General features: G+C 50.8%; 13 protein-coding genes. 7 read left to right on the plus strand and 6 right to left on the minus strand.

Features of this window, described 5'->3' with window-relative positions; translation table 11 throughout:
* The first annotated feature begins 85 nt into the window (after positions 1-85).
* Positions 86-1,726 carry a hypothetical protein gene (locus GmarT_RS26835; RefSeq protein ID WP_002644449.1) on the plus strand — a complete coding sequence of 547 codons (1,641 nt, stop codon included), beginning with the start codon at positions 86-88 and terminating at the stop codon, positions 1,724-1,726.
* Positions 1,727-1,929: 203 nt separating this feature from the next.
* On the opposite strand, the gene GmarT_RS26840 is transcribed toward GmarT_RS26835, so the two are convergent.
* Positions 1,930-3,441, minus strand: coding sequence for a Do family serine endopeptidase (locus GmarT_RS26840; protein WP_002644448.1), 1,512 nt, complete (start codon positions 3,439-3,441; stop codon positions 1,930-1,932).
* A gap of 521 nt (positions 3,442-3,962) precedes the next feature.
* Between GmarT_RS26840 and rnc the strand changes: the two genes are divergently transcribed.
* Positions 3,963-4,706, plus strand: a complete 744-nt coding sequence (gene rnc, locus GmarT_RS26845) for a ribonuclease III (protein WP_002644447.1) — start codon at positions 3,963-3,965, stop codon at positions 4,704-4,706.
* A 508-nt stretch (positions 4,707-5,214) separates the two neighbouring features.
* On the opposite strand, the gene GmarT_RS26850 is transcribed toward rnc, so the two are convergent.
* Positions 5,215-6,783 (minus strand): transglutaminase-like domain-containing protein, encoded by a 1,569-nt coding sequence (locus tag GmarT_RS26850; protein ID WP_002644446.1) that lies wholly within the window; start codon positions 6,781-6,783, stop codon positions 5,215-5,217.
* Positions 6,784-6,920: 137 nt separating this feature from the next.
* Positions 6,921-7,397: a hypothetical protein gene (locus GmarT_RS26855; RefSeq protein WP_002644445.1), complete on the minus strand. Its 477-nt coding sequence runs from the start codon at positions 7,395-7,397 to the stop codon at positions 6,921-6,923.
* Between the two features lie 652 nt (positions 7,398-8,049).
* On the opposite strand from GmarT_RS26855, the gene GmarT_RS26860 reads away from it, so the two are divergent.
* The 4 genes from GmarT_RS26860 (at position 8,050) to GmarT_RS26875 (ending at position 11,710) form a co-directional block, all read left to right on the plus strand.
* The gene (locus GmarT_RS26860; RefSeq protein WP_002644444.1) at positions 8,050-9,219 is read left to right on the plus strand and encodes a BON domain-containing protein; all 1,170 of its coding nucleotides are present in this window, start codon (positions 8,050-8,052) and stop codon (positions 9,217-9,219) included.
* 329 nt (positions 9,220-9,548) lie between these two features.
* Positions 9,549-10,133 carry a hypothetical protein gene (locus tag GmarT_RS26865; RefSeq protein ID WP_002644443.1) on the plus strand — a complete coding sequence of 195 codons (585 nt, stop codon included), beginning with the start codon at positions 9,549-9,551 and terminating at the stop codon, positions 10,131-10,133.
* Between the two features lie 317 nt (positions 10,134-10,450).
* Positions 10,451-10,888 carry a hypothetical protein gene (locus GmarT_RS26870; RefSeq protein ID WP_002644442.1) on the plus strand — a complete coding sequence of 146 codons (438 nt, stop codon included), beginning with the start codon at positions 10,451-10,453 and terminating at the stop codon, positions 10,886-10,888.
* A 45-nt stretch (positions 10,889-10,933) separates the two neighbouring features.
* Positions 10,934-11,710, plus strand: a complete 777-nt coding sequence (locus tag GmarT_RS26875; protein ID WP_002644441.1) for an SDR family NAD(P)-dependent oxidoreductase — start codon at positions 10,934-10,936, stop codon at positions 11,708-11,710.
* 112 nt (positions 11,711-11,822) lie between these two features.
* On the opposite strand, the gene GmarT_RS26880 is transcribed toward GmarT_RS26875, so the two are convergent.
* Together GmarT_RS26880 and GmarT_RS26885 are read right to left on the minus strand one after the other, a co-directional pair.
* A complete protein-coding gene (locus GmarT_RS26880; protein ID WP_002644440.1) occupies positions 11,823-15,149 on the minus strand; it encodes an efflux RND transporter permease subunit in 3,327 nt (1,108 codons plus the stop codon).
* Positions 15,146-16,855: an efflux RND transporter periplasmic adaptor subunit gene (locus GmarT_RS26885; protein WP_002644439.1), complete on the minus strand. Its 1,710-nt coding sequence runs from the start codon at positions 16,853-16,855 to the stop codon at positions 15,146-15,148. The genes GmarT_RS26880 and GmarT_RS26885 overlap by 4 nt, the downstream gene beginning before the upstream one ends.
* A 102-nt stretch (positions 16,856-16,957) precedes the next feature.
* On the opposite strand from GmarT_RS26885, the gene GmarT_RS26890 reads away from it, so the two are divergent.
* Positions 16,958-17,587 (plus strand): TetR/AcrR family transcriptional regulator, encoded by a 630-nt coding sequence (locus GmarT_RS26890; RefSeq protein WP_002644438.1) that lies wholly within the window; start codon positions 16,958-16,960, stop codon positions 17,585-17,587.
* Between the two features lie 107 nt (positions 17,588-17,694).
* On the opposite strand, the gene GmarT_RS26895 is transcribed toward GmarT_RS26890, so the two are convergent.
* The gene (locus tag GmarT_RS26895) at positions 17,695-19,023 is read right to left on the minus strand and encodes a dienelactone hydrolase family protein (RefSeq protein WP_002644437.1); all 1,329 of its coding nucleotides are present in this window, start codon (positions 19,021-19,023) and stop codon (positions 17,695-17,697) included.
* Positions 19,024-19,181 lie beyond the last annotated feature (158 nt).

The following is a 19,181-nucleotide window of genomic DNA, read 5'->3' on the forward strand; positions in this document are numbered from 1 at the left end:
TCGCTGGATCCCGCTCGCGGACGCTCCAGCGCCGGTCCTGCCTCTATGACAGCACTAACTTATCAGATATCAACCGGAGAAATGGATGAGTATTGAAGTGATTTGCCCTTCTTGCGGGGGCTCCATCCAGATCGAAGCCGTCTCGGAAGTCGTCGCGTGCCCTTTATGCCAGATGCATCTACAGGTCGACCCCGAATCGAATGAACCTGTACTGGTTTCAGAAGAAGATCTGGAAGAAGAAGCGAAGACCGTCGATCCCGAACCGTCTGACAGCGCGAGTGAACAGGACGAAAGTCAGTCGACACCTCACGAGATCGACATCGCAGAGACGGAAGACCCCGGTCCCGTAGATAACGAGAGCGATTCTGCTTCCCCATTCTCATTTCTTCCTGGTGGCGTCGAAAATAAAAACGGCAAAAAACAATCCGAGCGACCGACGACGAATTTCTCGTTTCTTCCCGGCGGCAGTAATGTCGCGGAATCGGAATCGGATATAGAGTCAAATACAGCAGACACGGAGCTTGCTGAAACGGAAGCTGAAGCAGCAGCAGTCGACACAGCAGAGGAGGCGACGACCGAAACCAACCCCTCGGAAGAAACGGTTGAAGACAAAGATCCACAAGCCACAGACCCAGAAGGGGTCGTCGCCGAATCTTCCGTCTCTGAATCCGAAACGGAAGAAGCGACACCTGAAGCAGCAGCCACTGAAGAATCGGACGAAACAGAACCTGCTGCTGAAACAGCGACGAGCGAAACTGACGACACTGAGTCATCTTCGACTGAGCAGTCAGCACAGACTGCCGAAGTCACAACTGAAGAAGTTGCCGCCGAATCTACCGAAACGGAACCTTTCGCAGAAACATCGGCACCAGTCCCTGCCTCTCAGGAACCGGCAACCCAGGCAGCTCCACCAGGCTACCGCAGACAAAAAGTGGTCTCCAAACGGTTATTCACGTTGACACTGACGTATGCCATCGCCGTCACTGCCATGCTCGCGATGCTGTTGTACGCCAAGTACCAGGGAGACCCCCATCAACTGGAAAGTCTGCCCGATCTGAAACCGCCCGTCAAAAAAGATGAGATCGCGCTCCAACTGGTCCCCGAAAATGCGACACTGCCTCCGGGACATGTATTACAACTGGGCGGACGTGGCCGACGCTTCGGCAATGTAATGGTGACTCCACTCCGGGTGACACGGGGCCCCATCGAATTCGAACATTATACTGGTGATACCAGCCTGACACGTGAACCAACGGGAGATGTGCTCAAGCTCCATCTGAAATTTGAAAATGTCTCAGACGATCAGACTTTCGAACCTCTCGATCAGAAGCTGCTGCTCTCCCGGGTTTCTGGTAAAGATTCTGATGCAAAGTTGCGTGCCAATAATTTTCTGAGCAGCCTGGATCAGAAACAGACAGACGGCAACCGGATCCTGGTGTATGACATGCCCCCCTCCTGGGAATGGAATCTGAAAGGACAGAATATCAACCAGGAAAAAAAACCTCAGGAACTGAAACCGGGGGAAAGTTTCGAAACCTACGTTGCGACGAATGAACAGGGCATAGACGATTTAAAAGGGGATCTCGTCTGGCGACTGCAGATTCGCAAAGGTTACAACCCCAAATCGCGTCGAGGCGTAACCACCCTGATTGAGGTGGTCTTTAACAGCAGTCAGATACAGTCCGAAATGATATCCGGCAGCAAGGAATCACAACCAACCACCTGATGAATCTGCTGACAATTGTCAGGCGCATAAAAAAAACGTCTCGGCGGTATTTCAGTAATACCACCGAGACGTCACGCGGAACCGCATACGATGCGGTGAGGAATTTCTTATGAGGACAATCTTTCCGCTATGGGGCTGGCACAAGCCTTAGTGATAAGACTTGTACCAGACGCCCCTTTCAGGAGAGTACACAATCCTGAAATCTACTTCTGGACCACTACAAAGCGGGCACCACTGTGATTTCTCACAAGCAGCAACACACTGTCTTTGCCTTTTGCTTCTTTCAATCCCTGGTTGAATTGATCCATGGTAGAGACTTCAGTTGTCCCGATCTTTTCGATGATCATCCCTTTCGTCAGACCAGCTTCTTCAGCAGCACTTCCCGGTTCGACAGAAGTGATTACCACTCCTGTGACCTCGTTGGAATATCCTAACTGATTGGCCAGTTCTTCGGTTAAAGGCTGAACTTCGAGTTTCAGTTCATTCACACTGGTTTTCTGTTTCTGCTTGCTGGAACCTTCGAGAGGCTTTTCATCCCTGGCAACTGAGAAACTGTTGGGCATGGCTTTCATGGTCAGTTCTTTGTTGACATGTTTACCGTCTCTTAAGATTTCCATGACATAAGTCTTACCCACCACCAGTTGTTCCACAATACCCTGCAGATTACGAGGCCCGGAAACGTCCTTGCCTGACAGTTTCAGGATGATATCACCCGTCCGCAAGTCAGCAGCGGCTGCAGGAGAATCTTCCATCACCTGTGTGATGATGGCACCCTGACCAACTTTGATGTCGAACGATTTCGACAGGTCGTTGCTGATCGGCTGAATGCCCACACCCAGAAAAGCTCGTTCCACTTTGCCATTATCAATCAGCTGACCGGATACCCAGCGAGCCATGTTTACAGGAATGGCAAATCCAACACCATCATATCCGCCACTGCGGCTGGAGATCGCGGTGTTAATACCGATCACTTCACCACGCAGGTTCAACAGGGGACCACCACTGTTACCAGGGTTGATCGCTGCATCCGTCTGCAGATAATCTTCACGGTCGTTAATTCCGGGGCCACGGCTTTTCGCACTGATGATACCGTTCGTCACACTCATACCGATTCCGAAGGGGTTACCAATCGCCAGGACCCAGTCGCCAATTTCCATTTTGGAGCTGTCGCCCAGGGGAATTGCCTGCAGGTCGGGTGCATCAATATGAATCACAGCAACGTCGGAACGGGGATCGGTACGAATATCACTGGCAGTGAATTCACGACCATCATTTAAAGTGACCTTAACGACGTCGGCACCATTCACAACATGCGAGTTGGTCATGATCAGGCCGCTCTTATTGATAATGAATCCGGAACCTGTTCCCATCCGACGGGGCGCCCGTCGTGGCTGATTTTGATTCTGGAACTGCTTGAACATCTCTTTGAACCGGGGATCATTTTCGAACAGATCCTGAAACGGTGAATTGTCACCAAACGGCATAACTCTCTGACCAGAGACTTCAGAGGTTTTGCTCACGGTCTCAATAGAAACAATCGCAGGCATCGCCCGCCGACTGACTTCACGAAATACATTCGATAACTCATGAATATTCGCAGCTGTTGGCGGATCGGCGCTCTTATCTTTCTGAGCGACTCCGACCGCGGCACCAACCAGACATGCGCTAGCGATAATAGCGAACATCCAGTTTCGATTTCCTGTTAACGCTTTCATTAAATTTACCCTCCTACAGTGTTTGGCTTTCAGTTATGACACAAGCCATCTCTTTTATGGAATTAATACTAATCAGGAAACGTGACTCAACTCCCCAATATGACTCTTTTAAAATGACTCTGCCGGAAAAGACTGGCGGAAACCCCACGTTTCTGAATTAGGAAATACAGGATCCTGATGTGTGCACATCGTTGAACTTTTGCTCATTTCTGAGCGGCTGGTCTGCTCTTACTACGAGAATCGCCTGTAGATGTGTTGGGACTGCTTGAAAAAAAAGAGGAATTTTGCAACTCGTCCCCCCATTTCCGGGCGTGATTCCGGGAAGGTTTACACTCTTAACCTGAATATTTTTCGACCATTTCCATTAAACAGACTTTTTTTGATGTTTTCAATTCGATGCTAATGTTAATATCTTTCTATACTTAGCGAAGGTCAGTCAATAATTCTCCGCGGGCCCTTTTTCAGAATTCTTCGATTGACCTTTTGATATTTCGAAGAAATAAAGATCAGGGGAGGCGTGCATGCAATACGATCTCAGCCCCGTGGAGATCGATCAACTGCTTGAAGAGTGTCAACAAAATCTGGGATACCGTTTTGTTGACTGTGAGCTGTTGAAATCCTGCCTGACCCATACTTCTGCTGCCAAAACCCGTATGGATTCCAACGAACGCCTGGAATTTCTGGGGGACGCGATCCTCGGTTCGATTGTCTGCGAAAAACTCTTTGATCAATTTCCCAACGCTCCCGAAGGTGAACTGACACGCATCAAATCTGCGGTCGTCAGTCGGAACACCTGTACGCGACTGGCGCGGGAAAAAGGTCTCGATCGCTTTATCTTCGTCGGCAAAGGACTTGCCATGACTGAGAACCTGCCCGAATCCCTGCTGGCAGGCATGTTCGAAGCGCTCATCGCTGGTATCTACCTGGATGGTGGCATTGCCCCTGTTCATCAGTTTCTGGATCCACTCATCGAACGTGAAAATTCCAAAGCCTCCCGCTCAGTGCATGGCTACAACTACAAAAGCCTCTTGCAGCAATACTCGCAAAAGAAATTTTCCCAGACCCCCATTTATGAGGTTCTGGACGAGAAAGGACCGGATCATTCCAAGTTCTTCAAAGTCACCGCGATTATAGGCGAACACAAATATGAACCGGCCTGGGGCTCTACAAAAAAAGAAGCCGAACAGCGTGCCGCCTATAATGCCCTGCGCGAAAATGAAGATGACGAAGAATGGGAACTCCCTGCGATGCCTGATCAGGACTGATTGACAACAGCATTGCATTTCTGCCAGCCGATTTTGTGCCACCTCAGCATAAGCTGCCGAAAGGGTCGAAAAGGAATCGGTGAAATTCTCTGGGTCTATAAATAGAAAGGGCCGAGAGAATACGGGAATTCTCTCGGCTCTAAGATGGGGATGATGTTTTGGAATGGCCCAGGGTGGGCAGACCCGCCTCCACGGGTCGGTGGGATTGTCTCTCTCTTCTCTCATGAATCTTGAAGTCTCTCAACTCTTCAAAATTCTTTGGGTCTCTCTCTTTACCCGAAGCAAGAATAAAGCAGTAATCGTGCCATTCACTTAGCTATCGCTGCCAGAATTTTGGAAATCACTCTTAAACACTGTAAAAACAGGCATTTCGAATCAGGCACTTTTTGAAGTTATTTTTCAGCCAGATCGCGATTGCAATTCTTGCAATCGGAAAACCATGAAACGAGTCTCTGAAATGTAAGACTTACAACGCCACAGACTCTCCCTCAAGCCGGAAAGCGGTCGCTTATTGAGTGCGGGGATGATCGTCACGCACTTCGATTGAGAGTTTTCCTACCGATTGAATGACCGGGAGGAAGAGCGCCAGCGGAGTTGGCCCATTTTCTGACAGGCTGGAATCGCCCAGTTTGATATGCCCCGCACCTATGCCCCCTTTGCCCAGCGTCGCATCCAGGGGGATCCAGCGTTGATCCAGAAAGACTTCGGTCCACATATGCCCCCCAAAGCTCTTCCGATTCGGGATATACACCAGTCCAACGACGACCCGTGCAGGTAGTTTCTGAGCACGCAGCATCGCTGCCAGCAACATCGCATGCTCGGTGCAGTCGCCTTCCATATTCCGGGCTACTTCAGTTGCGGACGCTAAAGCCGTCGAAAAGTTTTTCTTTTTCAAATTACGATGAACATACTTTTCCATCAACAAAGCCTGTTTCCAGGGATTCGTTTCCGATTGCACTGCCGCTCGCGCATGTTGGATGACTCCTTTATCAGTAGACTGGAGAAACTGAGTAGGATTCACAAATTCAGCATCAATGTCAGCCGCGGGGAATGCTTCAGGTTCAGCCGCTTTGGTCACCGTCAATTCAACACGGTTTGCGTCGAGCCGTTTGATCTGTTGCGTATCTCCTGCAACAAGATATTTCGCGGGATCATCCTTCTGCATGGAAACCTGATAGACCATCTGCTCCGTCTCATGGGCTCGGGGAATGGGGGAAACCGGAACCAGGGTCTGCATCGCCAGATCCAATTCCTTGCCAGACAGTTCTTCCAGCGCCTCCTCTTTGCTCGCCTGATAAATCAACATCTTTGCGCCCAGAAAGTCGGTCGCGGATTTGATAACCTCTCCCTGCTGATTTACATAGAGATCTGTTGTCATCCCGGGTAACAAAGACTGTTGCATTTTGACATGCAGACACTTTTCACGAGTTCCCCCTGGTCTCTCCACCGACTCATAGTCCAATGCGGCCAGGTTCACTTCAGTGATTTTGCTGAGTTCCGCCAGCAACATGGAAAACGACTTTTTATCTCCCGGCTGCATAGGGGACTCACTGAAGACACGGTCCATATAAGTGGGGGAATAATAATCGGGTTTCCACAGCAGTCGCGTGTTTGTCGCCTGATTGGCAATATTCGTTTCAATTTCCAATTGCCCGTCTTTGACAATGCCCCGTGTAGTGGTGGAGTTCGCAGGCGGGTTCTTCATCTGATACTCATAAGACAGCAGGTCCCCCTGACTGTTTTCTGTCGTCTGCAGATGGACTTCCAGATTCAACAACTGGCCAAAACGCTTGAATTTCAGGTAGGAATCGCTTTGAGTGCGGACCACCTTTGTGCCGGACTGATTTTCAATCCGTGTTTGATTCCGAACATAACCAACCTTCTGATCCTGGATGTAAATGACACGCCAGTCTTCTTCATCCTTCAACCCGGCATCCGAAACGGCGGTTTTACCAGACTCGACAGCAGGGCTCTGGGAACACGCAGATAGCCCAGCCAGCAGACAGACCATGGTGAGCCAGCAGGTGGACACAACTGGCAAAGCAGACAATTGTAGTTGATAAATAACCTGCATCATCTGGACCTTATCATAATCATGTACAAGCGGAGGGATTCAGTGCTCTTCAGTAAAGAACGACAACAAAAAACCCCACGATTCATAATTGAATGGTGGGGGCATTGTAAAACTATTGCAGAGTGTCTGAAAACAGGAACTTAGTCCAGATCCTCATCCAGATCTTCGTCATCGTCTGCGACCTCATCAATTTCTTCTACATCTTCAACTTCGTCGTCAACCACATCAATGTCATCATCGTCCTCAACTTTGGCGACTTCATCTGTTTCGATATCATCAGCATCGTCAACGGGAACTTTGGGGACTACAACTTCACCGTCCAGAGACTCTTTGATGGGCTGAATGAAGTAGAGTTTCTTGGCGTTTTTAAGCCGCAGCTGTTCGATGCGTTCGACTGCAGCATCTCGCTGGTCGTAGGCAAAACGCGATTCCTCTTTCATACTGCCTGTAAAAACACCCCAGAACAAGCGGCGACGTACTTCAGCCTTGGCGGCCTTCTTTTTACGGGTGGCCTTCTTCTTTTTAGTGGCTTTTTTCTTGGGCGATGATTTTGATTCCGCTTCAGCGGCTTCCGCCTGACGACGCATTTCCAGACGACTGGGAGACTTTCGAGCCATTGTGTATTCTTTGGTTAAATAGAACTCTATTAGTTAGTTGATATTGGAACACCCTCGGGCATGGAGCCTGAATCCAGCCAGGAAACACCGTTCCCAGTACCTCTCACATAGAGAATTTCAGTACTGTCGGCGCAAATCGATTGCTGGATGCGTGCTAGCATAACATTTCATTTCTGGAATGACTACGCGCAGAGAAGTTCTCAATCCCCGAAGAATGGTTTTTTTTACATATCCCACAGAGAAAAACCACTTGATTCCCTCACCATCTCAACAGGAACTCTGAGAGACGCAGAAGTATTTCTGACTGCACCAGGACCATAAATATACATACAAACACACCTTCTTCTCGATTCCCCTCCCACTCGAAACTGAAACCTTCAAAACTCTGCAAACAGGTCAATTTCACATAAACCATTACACAAATGAGACTTATCTAAATTCACCTCATTTAATCCCCGGAACATTTAACCAATTTCTTCGAAATAATCAGAATAACTTGTTTAACCGGCCCCGGATGACCGATCAATCAGGATAGCAATCTCATTGTTTTGTTTGCGCAGCAGGAATGACTCACCGTGTAAACCAGACAATAGATAGAGCTCGGATGTAATGGACGAAAACACAAAAAACTCAATTGGGAACGGAGTTGTTCATGAAACGGTATCGTAAGTGGGTCTTGACGCTGGGGATCATGGCGGTGACTCCCGGTATCACAATGGCCGGACCCTTGGATTTCTTCACAAAGAAATCTGAACAGTCTAGTTCGACCGCTGTATCGGGCAAAGTTACACAAAATCAGAAAGTGGCGAATGAAATCGCTGACGCTCTGAGATCAGCCCGGTTAACCGGTTACAACATGGAAATCGAGTACAATAAGGGTGTCGCCGTTCTGTCGGGTAAAATCCCAACGGCAGCTCAAAAAGCTCAGGCCACCAGATTGATCTCACGCATCGACGGTGTCTCAAGGGTCGATAATCGCCTGGAAGTCACACAAGTCGCAACTAATTCTGCTCCTGCCACAGAAGCAGAATCACAGACATCCAGCCTGAATCCTTTCCGTCGCACGAATGAGATTACTCAGGCGTCTGCGGTTGATCCTTTCCTGAAAGGCTCATTGAAACAGGCTCAATTTGAACAATCTGTTGAAAACAGACGTTCTAACATCGAAACAGTTGCCTACCAGGCTCCTGCACCTCGCAGTGCAGCCTCAGCCCCCAGCAACCAGCAGATGGCAGAACAACTGGCCAAAGCATTAGGGCCTGCCCTGGCTTCGGCTCATGAAGTCGAAATTCGCTTCAAAAACGGAACTGCCATCCTGCAGGGAGCAATTGGTTCTCCTCAGGAAAAACAGATGGCCACCCAGATTGCTCGAAAGGTTCCGGGAGTCCGGGCTGTAGAAAACAACCTGCAGGTCATGCAGGCTGCTCCTCAGCAGACTTCCATGATTCAGCCGACGAACTACATGAATTACCAGGCTCCACAACCTGGTCCTGCCGGTCCTCCCGCTATGGGACCTCCTGCAGGATATCCAGGAATGGCTCCTCAACCAGGTATGGGACCCGCGAACAATGTTTACAACAGTCCTCACCTGCCGGAATCTGCCTGGCCAACCTATGCCAACTACCCTAACTACGCACAGGTAGCTTACCCAAGTGAGTATTCTGCCAGTGCCTTCCCTTACATCGGACCGTTCTACCCCTATCCACAGGTTCCTCTGGGATGGCGACAGGCTCAGCTGGAATGGGATGATGGCTCATGGAAATTAAACTTCCGTCCGCGGACTGACCGCTGGTGGTGGTTCATGAATCCTAAGAACTGGTAATCAACCAGTGTTAAAATAGACTGCAAACTAATGCCTTTCAGGAAAACCACTTCCTGGAAGGCATTTTTTATACAGCAGACCCGACGAACTGACTGCATAAGGCGTAAATCGGATTTTATCCGTTAAATCGTCAAAATCGTCAAATTCTCACAAGGTTATCTGACAAAGCGTCCGATAAGAAGAATATGGAATCATGTTACGACAAAGACAGGCAGGATGCCGACCGTCAGAACATGACATCTCCTTACCAGAGCATATCGCTCGCTAACACTGAAAACGAAGTCTCCCCTCAAATCATGACGACGTTTAAATCACCCGGAGGAAGAAGGATGTTCAAAATCGGGAAGCAATTCAGCCGTGCTTTGCTTTTGGGCTGTGCCTGCTTGTTAACACTCAACACCAGTGGCTGTACGCTGGTCAAAGGCTTCATTGAAGTGACTTACGCCGGATCGGTCTTCTGGCGTACCACTCCTCTGATTCCTGTAACCGCTTACTGGTCACAGTTAATCGAAGACACCTACTGGGAAGAAGAACGCTATAACAAAGCGATGATTCTCGATCCCGTAGAAGGCGAACACGCTCCCCTGTTCTGCCTGGATCCTCCCAGCCCGGATGAAGTCATTCGTGCCCTGCCGGACAAAACCGGCGGCGGAGTCTGGTTCCTCGCAGAAACCACTCGCAACAACGTCCGCATGGTTGTCGAACCGATTGTGGACCGGATTGGCGAATGTCGGTTCTATCCCATGGTGGGACCAGCTCGTCAGCACCACTGTCACTACAAGTGCACCGTCTATTATGACAAAACAATTCGTTCAGACTGGCCTGTACCATTCTCGAACACCGATCAGACCAAAGAAGTGGTCTACATCGACCATGACCACCTGATCCGCTGTGCCGGTCCTCCATCTGAATAATCTTCAGCCACGGGATTTCGTTAGCAGCATACTGAAAATATAAGTCTACCCACCAGCAAAGCCGATGATTCTAACCGGGTGAAAGAATCGTCGGCTTTTGCATGCGCGGTGATATCTTATTCAACCATCAGGATCGATCATTCAAATGCGTTTTCTAATCAGAAACCGCTTCACTTCTCAGCAATCATACTGGCCACTGTAACAAAAGACTGTTTACAATAGTCTTCGAGCAGGCACGCTTGAACAACGGCCAAGGCAGCGTCGCGCCGGACACCGGAAACAGTCAAGGACAACAGATTGATTAAAGCGAGAACAGCATGGCGAAATCTCCTTACAGCCTGAAAGTCGGGCGTGTCTACATCCACAAAAAATGCAAGCAGGGAACGCAGGTCAATGGAGCGGACTTCGAGGGCTTATGCAATCCCTTTAAACTCTGCCTGGGAACTGTCTGTGCATCCTGTGGCGGACCCCGGGGCTTAAAAACCTTCTACTGGGAAGATACAAAAGAACCACTGGACGTCTACCGCAAGCGGCTCCGCACAAAAGTCCCCGCAATCTATACCTACTGGTGGCTCTGGATTTCCCCCTTGATCGGTCTGATTGTCGGCTCCTTTCTCGGTCCACTGTTTCTGAAAAAGAGCACGCTGCCTGTCGTCGCAGGCTCTGCAGTTGCTGGCACGCTGATCATGTTCCTCATTGTCGGTCCCCAGGTCCTGATGCTCGTCGCACCAAAAAAATACTACAAACTGCGCTAAGACACCGCGATCATTTTTTACTTCAGCAAGACGGAACTTCACACTATGACGACAGATGCCATTTTCAATCCCCAGCGTTTCCAGAACCGTGTCGCTTTAGTCACCGGCGGCTCCCGCGGCATCGGCCGGGCCTGCTGCCTCCGCCTGGCACAGGAAGGAGCCCGCGTCGCCGTCAGTTATCGCAGCGGAAAAGCTGACGCCGCAGAAACGCTCAGGCAGATCGAAGCCCTGGGAGGCAGCGGCATGATCGTTCAAAGTGATGTCTCAGTCGAAACCGAAGTCGACCGTATGGTCAGCGAAGTCGAAGCACAGCTGGGCGACATCGAGCTACTGGTCAATAACTCGGGCACGTTCATCTATCAGTCCCATGAAGAACTCGACCTGTCTGCCTGGCAGCAGATGCTGGATGTGAATCTGACAGGCACTTTCCTGGTTACCTGGCGCGTCAAACCGGGCATGCTGAAACGCCAGTTCGGCAGGATCGTCAACCTGAGTTCGCTTTCCGGCCTGCAGCCCCGCCCCAAGTCCATCGCGTATGCGGTCAGCAAAGCCGGTGTCATTTCTTTCACCCAGAGCATCGCCACCGCCTGGGCTCGGGACAACATCCGCGTGAATGCCATCGCCCCCGGTCTGATCGAAACGGAGATCCTCTCCACCGTCAGCCAGGAGGACCTGGAGAAAATCATCGAAGCCACCCCCATCCCCCGCATGGGCACCCCCGAAGAAGTCGCGGCGATCGTCAGCTTCCTGCTCTCCGAAGAAAGTAATTTCACCACCGGACAAACCATGGTCCTCTCCGGCGGCCGCTGCATGCTGCCTTAAGCGAGAATAAAATGAACGCACTTCACTGTCATGGATTCCATACCTGACGCTGCAACCTGCGTGACTCAGACAACGACTTCGCTTACAGGTTCGATGTTCCCCTGGTAACCTCTTATTCTGTGAGCGGTGAATTGAGCGGGCTGATTCGCAGATTCTCAACAATGATCGCGTAAAGCGCAGGGATGACAAACAGTGTCAACAGCGTGGCCATCAGCAGACCGACAATCATCAACCAGGCCATCCCAACCCACAATGGTCCGCCGGCTAATGCCAGGGGAAGCAGTCCTCCAACAGTTGTTGCAGTGGTCAGAAAGATCGGGAGCAGCCGCTGCTTGCCAGCTTCAGCCAGACAGTCACGGAATTCGTCCCGCGTCAATCCACCTGTCGGTCCCTTGCCATCACTGGCAGCCGAACGAGTCGCGATCTGAAAATCAGCGAATTCCATATAGATGATTGCGGTATTCAATACGATTCCAAATAGCGACAAAATTCCCAGTTGAGGCATGAACCCCAGTGGATTATCAGTCAGGTAAAGTCCCAGCAGCGCACCAATCAGCGCCAAAGGCAGCGTGAAAATGATCATGGCAGCTTTGCTGATACTGTTAAACTGGATAACGAGCAGCAGCAGAATGGCGACGAATGACATGCCAAAGGCTTTCATCATCATCGTTCCCGCCTGCATTGATTCTTCCAGCGCCCCGCCAATCTCAATCCGGAATCCATTGGGAAGATTTTCCTCAATCTGCTGAAACTTTTTGGAAGACATGACCCGGCTCACCACATCGTTGCCAGAGGCGCCTGGTTCTACCCGAGCACTGACTTCAATCGTCCGGTTCAAGTCACAACGTTCAATCACTGCCGGTTCCCACCCATACTTGAACGAGGCAATCGACTTCAAGGGAACCTTGCCGTTTCTTCCCTCGATAAACGCCGATTCGATTGCCGAAACCGACTTTCTCCCAGCGGGGATCAGGCGGAAATAAACGGGAACCGAATAATCACCTTCGCGAAACATCGTCAGTTGCCGTCCGGAGTAATAGGCATTTAAAGTCGATGCGATCTGTGAATTAGTCACGCCAGCCATGCTGGCAAGATCTTCTTCCACGTCGACCTGCAACTGGTAAGCATCGGCGCCCCAGGAATCGTGCGTATTCCAGGTATCAGGCTGCTCACGAATCAGCTCTGTGACCTGAGTTGCGACGTCGCGCAGTTTCTGCATATCTGCAAAACCATCACCAGTAATCCGCAGAACAACCGGTGCAGCCGGCGGTCCCAGCATCATCTCCATCGGCACAACACGCAACCCGGGCAGTGGCGCAATTCCCAGTTTCGGATCTCCCTGCAGCGCCACTTTACGGACGCTCTCTGCATAGTCGTGAGTTAATTTGGGATCGGTTGTACGAATCAGTATTTCCGCGTAATTGGCTTTCCGAGGTTCTGGTTCCCACGAAAGGTACCAGCGCGAACCCCCTCCCCCAACCAGGGTCCGCAGCGCACGCAGACGTTCAACTTTTTTGCCGTTTTCGTCGGTAAACGGGCTCAACTTTCTGAGCATCTCTTCCACCTGCAAAGCAGCCTGATTTGTCTGTTCAATGCCGACATTCTCAGGCAGCCAGACGCCGACCACAAACTGATCCCGTTCGCCCTGGGGAAAGAACTCGCTGCTCACAGGAAGCTTCAACGCCAGAAAAAACAGCCCCATCGAAACGAACAGAGTTATAAACTTGTGCCGGATGGCGTGCTGAACCAGAACCCCATAGATCTGCTTGATGTAATGTTTATTTTCTGTTTTCCACGAAACCTCGACTGTCTTCCGGCTCCGACGAAATAACTTTTTAAACCAGTAAAAGCTGCGAACCAGCGGCGCGTCGGGTGCATCCCTGTTAACAGGAGGGCGGATAAACATGGCTGCCAGGATCACACAAAACGTCATCGCCAGTACCCAGCTGACAGCCAACATGACTGAAAGCGTCACCGGCAGACTGTAGATAAATTCGCGGTTACCCCCTTCAAAGAAGATCACCATAGGCACGAACGCCGCGATGGTCGTAAGCGTGCCGTTCAGCATGGGAGCAGCCAGCATCCGGGCCCCACTGACACTGGCTGCAATCGGCTTCATGCCTTCCATCTGATTCGTACGTGACTGATCACAAATCTGCACAGCGTTATCGACCAGCAGACCTAGCGATATAATGATCGACGCCAGCGACATCTGCTCCAGTTGAACTCCGAATAAAGTAATAATGCCCACCGAGACGAGTGTCACAAACGGAATGTTGGCGGCCATTACCGCTGCCGTGCGGAACCCGACGACCAGATAGACCACCACAATCACAATCACAACCGCTTCGATCACATTCAGGACCACATCCTGAATGCGGGCATTCACACTATCCGACTGATCGGAAACAGGAACCAGCCCCAGATCGGGAGGAAGTTCGCAGGTGACGTTCTGAAGTTCGTACAGACGGTCTTTCGCCGCACTACAGATATCAATGATATTGGAGCCCGATTTCATGGTGACCGCCACGATCACCGCCGCCTGTGACGTTTCCGGATCCGAATACCGGCAGATTAAGCCAGGAGGATCCTGGTAAGCCCGCCTGACGTTCAGGCCCAGATCATTCAAATAGACCTGATTGGCCCCCTTGTCCGTACTGGCCATTTCAGCCACTATGGTGTTGATCTCTTTCACAGCATCAAGTTTGCCCCCTGGCTTTACATAAAATCGACCATCGCCCGTATCCAGCAATCCTCCTGCTTCGATAATATTCCGTGCTGAAATCAGCTCTTCCAGGTCGGAGGTCGTCAGTCGCAGCTTGGACCATGTACCCGCATCTGTCTCAATATAGATCGCTTCTTCACGGACTCCAAAACGCTGGACTTTGGCGACGCCATCTAACAGCCGCAGCGCATCGCGTACCTGTTCCGAGAACAGATCCAGGTCCCGGTTGCTGTAGACATGGGCGGGATCAATCTCTGTTTCGCCAGGCAGCGGAGTCTGGTAGATCGCAAACAGAATCACGCTGGTATCCCCAAAGTCATCGGTCACAATGGGCGTGATATTCTTTTCAGGCATCTCCACATTTCGCACGCGGGCCCGAACCTGGTCCCACACCTGATCGACACGGTCTGGCGCAACGTTGTCATACAGATCGACAAATATCGTCGACATACCATTGGTGGATGTAGACCGCAGCACATCCACCTCTTCAATTCCATCCAGTACCTCTTCCAGTGGGTCAGTGATCAGCTCTTCCACGCGTTCTGCAGAAACTCCTGCCCAGCGCGTGGTGACGACACAGGTCATGATCGTGAATTCAGGATCTTCGCGACGTGGCATCGTTTGAAACGAGACGGTCCCCCAGACAACCAGCAACGAGACTATGGTAAATACTATGGTGCGATTTCGGATCGCAAACTCGGGCAGCAAATTCATTGAACCGCCTCACTCTCACTCACGATATTGACCGGTTCGCCCGATCTCAAAAAAGGCATCCCTTTCAGAATCATCTGTGGTTTTGCCGGCAGGGAAACCCCGGGAGCCGGGCTGATTTGACGCAACATCGTGTCGTGGGGAGAAGCAATACTCTTATCTGACAGCAGCACTTCGACCTCGCGGGCAATCGTCTGATCTGTCGCGTCCGGATCGATTATGAAAATCGATGTCTTACCGGAATGATGACGGACTGCATTCATCGGCACATAAAGACCGGCATTTCCCCCTTCATTCTGCAGACTCACACGAACGGTATCCCCCGGTCTGAGCAGCCAGCTGGATTCGTCCAGCAGAATCGTTTTGCCGTCCCACTGATCCGGTTTTCCCTGACTGACCGTTAATTCCCCGGCCACCAGATCGACTTCAGGATCGACCTGTTCTCCCTCCTGAACGGTAACCGGCACGAAATTCCAGTTTCCCATAAACGGAATTCGCATGTTTCCCGCTGCAATTCGGATTTTTTTCACATGTAACATGCGTTCGGAATCCAGTGAGACATCACTGGCCCGGCGATTGGTTATCTTCCAGAGAAAAGCACCTTCCGCATCGTGGCGAATCGCATTTTCCTCCGTCATCAGCAAGTTTCCGTCATGAATGATCGGCGCGAAATTCAGCGGCCAGATATCTTTGGTTCGGGCAATCTGTTCGGACTGGTACTCAGGGGGAATCTTCAGTTGCGTCTTCCGGTTTCTGACCAGTAACGTCACCGTAAATGTTCTGGTCTCTGCATCGGCATTCGGCTCAGACATGTAGACGTAACCTTCGAGTTTCGTCTCTTGATCATTTCTGTCAACCGCGTAAATCCGCACGGTATCGCCTCGTCGAAATTTTCGAGACATGCTGGCGGAAAGCTCAAGTTCCACCTTGATCGGATCCATGATCTGAATTGTCAAGGCCGGGTCTCCCGCGTCCAGGTAACTGCCGGGAACAGCTTCCACATGCGCGACTTGCCCCCGGAAGGAAGAATAGAGCACGGTGTCGCGTAAATTCCGTTCTGCCTCGGCCAGTTGAAAACGGGCTTTTTGAATTTCTGCTTCCTGTGATTGAAGCTCGGCTTTTTTCGTTTTGAGTTCGGCTTCAATATTTGCTACCGCGGCATTTGCTGTTTGCAGTTCCGCCATCGCCTGATCATAATCAGAACGGGTCGCGACTTTCTTGTTGAGCAGACTGATGGTCCGATCCGAATCGGCTTTTGCCAGCTGCTGCTCTGCTTTCGCGGAAGCCAGGCGGGCAGGAATACCATCGGCAATTTCCACTTCCACCGCTTTTTTTCGCTGAATCGCTACATCCACCGCAGCCCGGGCCAGATCGACGGCAATCCGGTATTGTTCATCGTACAACCGGGCCAACACCGTACCCGCTACCAGAACTTTGTTACTTTTCTGATCGACTACACGCCCCTCGATTTCGGTATCAGGTTCTAATACGCGCTCCACCCGTCCAGCAACTTCAAAACCGATTTTTTCTGTTTTCCAGGCACCTACTGAACCAGTCATCAGAGACTGGGATGTTGGCGTTGACTGTTGCAACAGAAAAACCGTCACAGGACGCGGGGCTTTCTGTATTCGTTCGATTTCACTGGATGATTCACAGGCCGTTGCTAAGATGGCAATACTAAACAGGAGAACGAGTCGAGAGACGGACATACTTTTGTGATCCCAAAATGGTCTTTCAATTGAATCGCAAGTAAACTACACTGTGCAGTGTAATTATATTGTCAGAAGAGTAAACCACAAAGTGTACTTTTTATGAATCAAACCTCCGGAAACAAAACAAGACTGACAGACCGGAAGCGCGCTGCGATTATGGAAGCTGCTGTTTCAGAGTGGAAGCACCAGGGTTACGACAACACCAGTATGGACCGAATCGCAGAAGTCGCATCTGTTTCCAAAAGAACGGTTTACAATCATTTTCCCAGCAAGGAAGAACTGTTTGCCGCGATTGTCGCTGAACTCATGTCTCGCTGCCAGATCATGAAAGAATTCGACTTTGATCCGAAAAAATCGATTTCCAGTCAACTGACAGCGATTGGCAAAACCGCTGTGGAACTGATGACTTCCACAGAATTTCAGGATCTGGCACGCGTCACACTTTCCCGATTTTTGCAGTCGCCCGAAATCGCGAGCGAAATGTTGATTGAGACCACACAGGTCGAAGCAGAATTAGCAGTCTGGTTTAAGACCACTCACGAAGCCGGACAGTTACGAGTGCCCGACCCGACTCTGGCAGCGAAGCAGTTTCTTGGCCTGATCCAGTCCTTTGCTTTCTGGCCGCCGCTCATTGGAAAAGAACCCCCGCTCACCACACCGCAAAAGAAGGCTGTCGTGAAATCCACGGTGAGCATGTTCCTGGATCACTACAAACCTTCCAACTTGTAATTCAGCGCAGTGGAACCAGTTTGAAAAAGAGAAATTTATCGAAGCCACCCCCATCCGTCGCATGCTGCCCTGGAGCTCTTTCATAAGTGCATCGTGACCCGAGCACGTTACTCTAAAGTTCGTCCCAGCCAGCGGTCATACCAGGCGAAGGTATACCGTCGGGCGACGCCTGGATAACTGTGTCCGCCTGGAAAAGAGAACCAGCTGAAACAATCGGCGGCACCCAGTTGGCTCAGCATCCCGGGGATGCGTTCGGGGGCAATTCGGTGCTGCGTCTCATAATACTCCAGAGTCTGGTCATAGCCGAGGCGCTCCTGCCGGGCTTTGAGGGCGCTGGGAAGCCCTTCCACATCCTGCCAGTTCAGATATACCTCAAACGCTTTCAGGCACTTCGGAAAGATTTTATGGCGATAGAATTCCTGTTCGCTGGAGATAATCAGTAAGGGCCGCGGCGCTACCATCATCATCAAACTGTCGAAATCGACCGGAATCGGCTTCGACTGATCCTCGATATACGGACGAAATTTTTTGATATAAATATAAGGGCCGCTATTGGGATAAAATCCAAAACGTCGTTTTAATTCTTCACTTTTCGAGGGAGGGTCCCCTTCCTTCCAGGGCTGCCAGCTGGATGGTTTTCGGGACCAGGCAGCAACATGTCGATGCCAGTCCAGCACGCCACCATTACTGATGGTGGCTGTGATCCGGGGCTCGAATGCTGCTGCGAACAGTGCCGTATGTCCCCCCAGGGACCAGCCGATCGCTCCGATCTGTTTGCCATCGACAAAATCAAGCGTCTGGAGAAAGTCGACGCTGCGCATGATGTCCCACGTATTTTTGCCGACAATCGACCATTCAGGATGTTTCAGGTAAAACCCCCGGGTATCCATCACCCGTTCGCCCGGTTTAATTCGCTCGCCGTCTGTCAGCAGGTCAATATTCAACGTGACAAAACCGTGTCGTGCCAACTCCAGCCCTGAAGCCACACCAATTTTGGGATCACGGGGCGGATCCTGGGGCCGCCGGCCTGCCAGTCCTATGGTGCTGTCTTTCCCAGCCCCGAATGTGGTGCTGTGAATACAGATAATCGCAGGTGTGGGACGCTTTCGTGCTGCATCCGGAACTAACAGCCAGGCCGTCACACGATCATCGGGCTCCGTTTGAAAACTCACATGATAACGCGTGATTCCCTCTTCCCGCGCAACCTGTTTCATTTCAGGTCGAAGCTCGGGAACCTCTGTTGGAAAGTCCCCCAGCAGATCGAGCCATTTACGTTCGATCTCTTTTCTGCGCTCGGGCCATGATGTCGCTGCTGACTCTGAAACAGATTGAGCCGCTTGTTTATCCTCTGCCCAAACACTCGAGTTGGAATACAGCAACATCCCACCAGGGATAAAAACCAGGATCGCAGACAACAGGAAACCAGAACGCTGCATACTCAAACTCCTGACCTTCAATCGTACTGATACAGATCGAAATCGTTTAGCAGAGATAGTGAAGTAGTGACACCAGGACAGATCAATATTTTCACATATCTGGTACCTGTTCGCAACAATTTTCGAACCGGTTGGAATCAGCCCCGCTCTATTTTGGC

Origin of the sequence: Gimesia maris, from assembly GCF_008298035.1 — a bacterium.
Lineage (GTDB): Bacteria > Planctomycetota > Planctomycetia > Planctomycetales > Planctomycetaceae > Gimesia > Gimesia maris.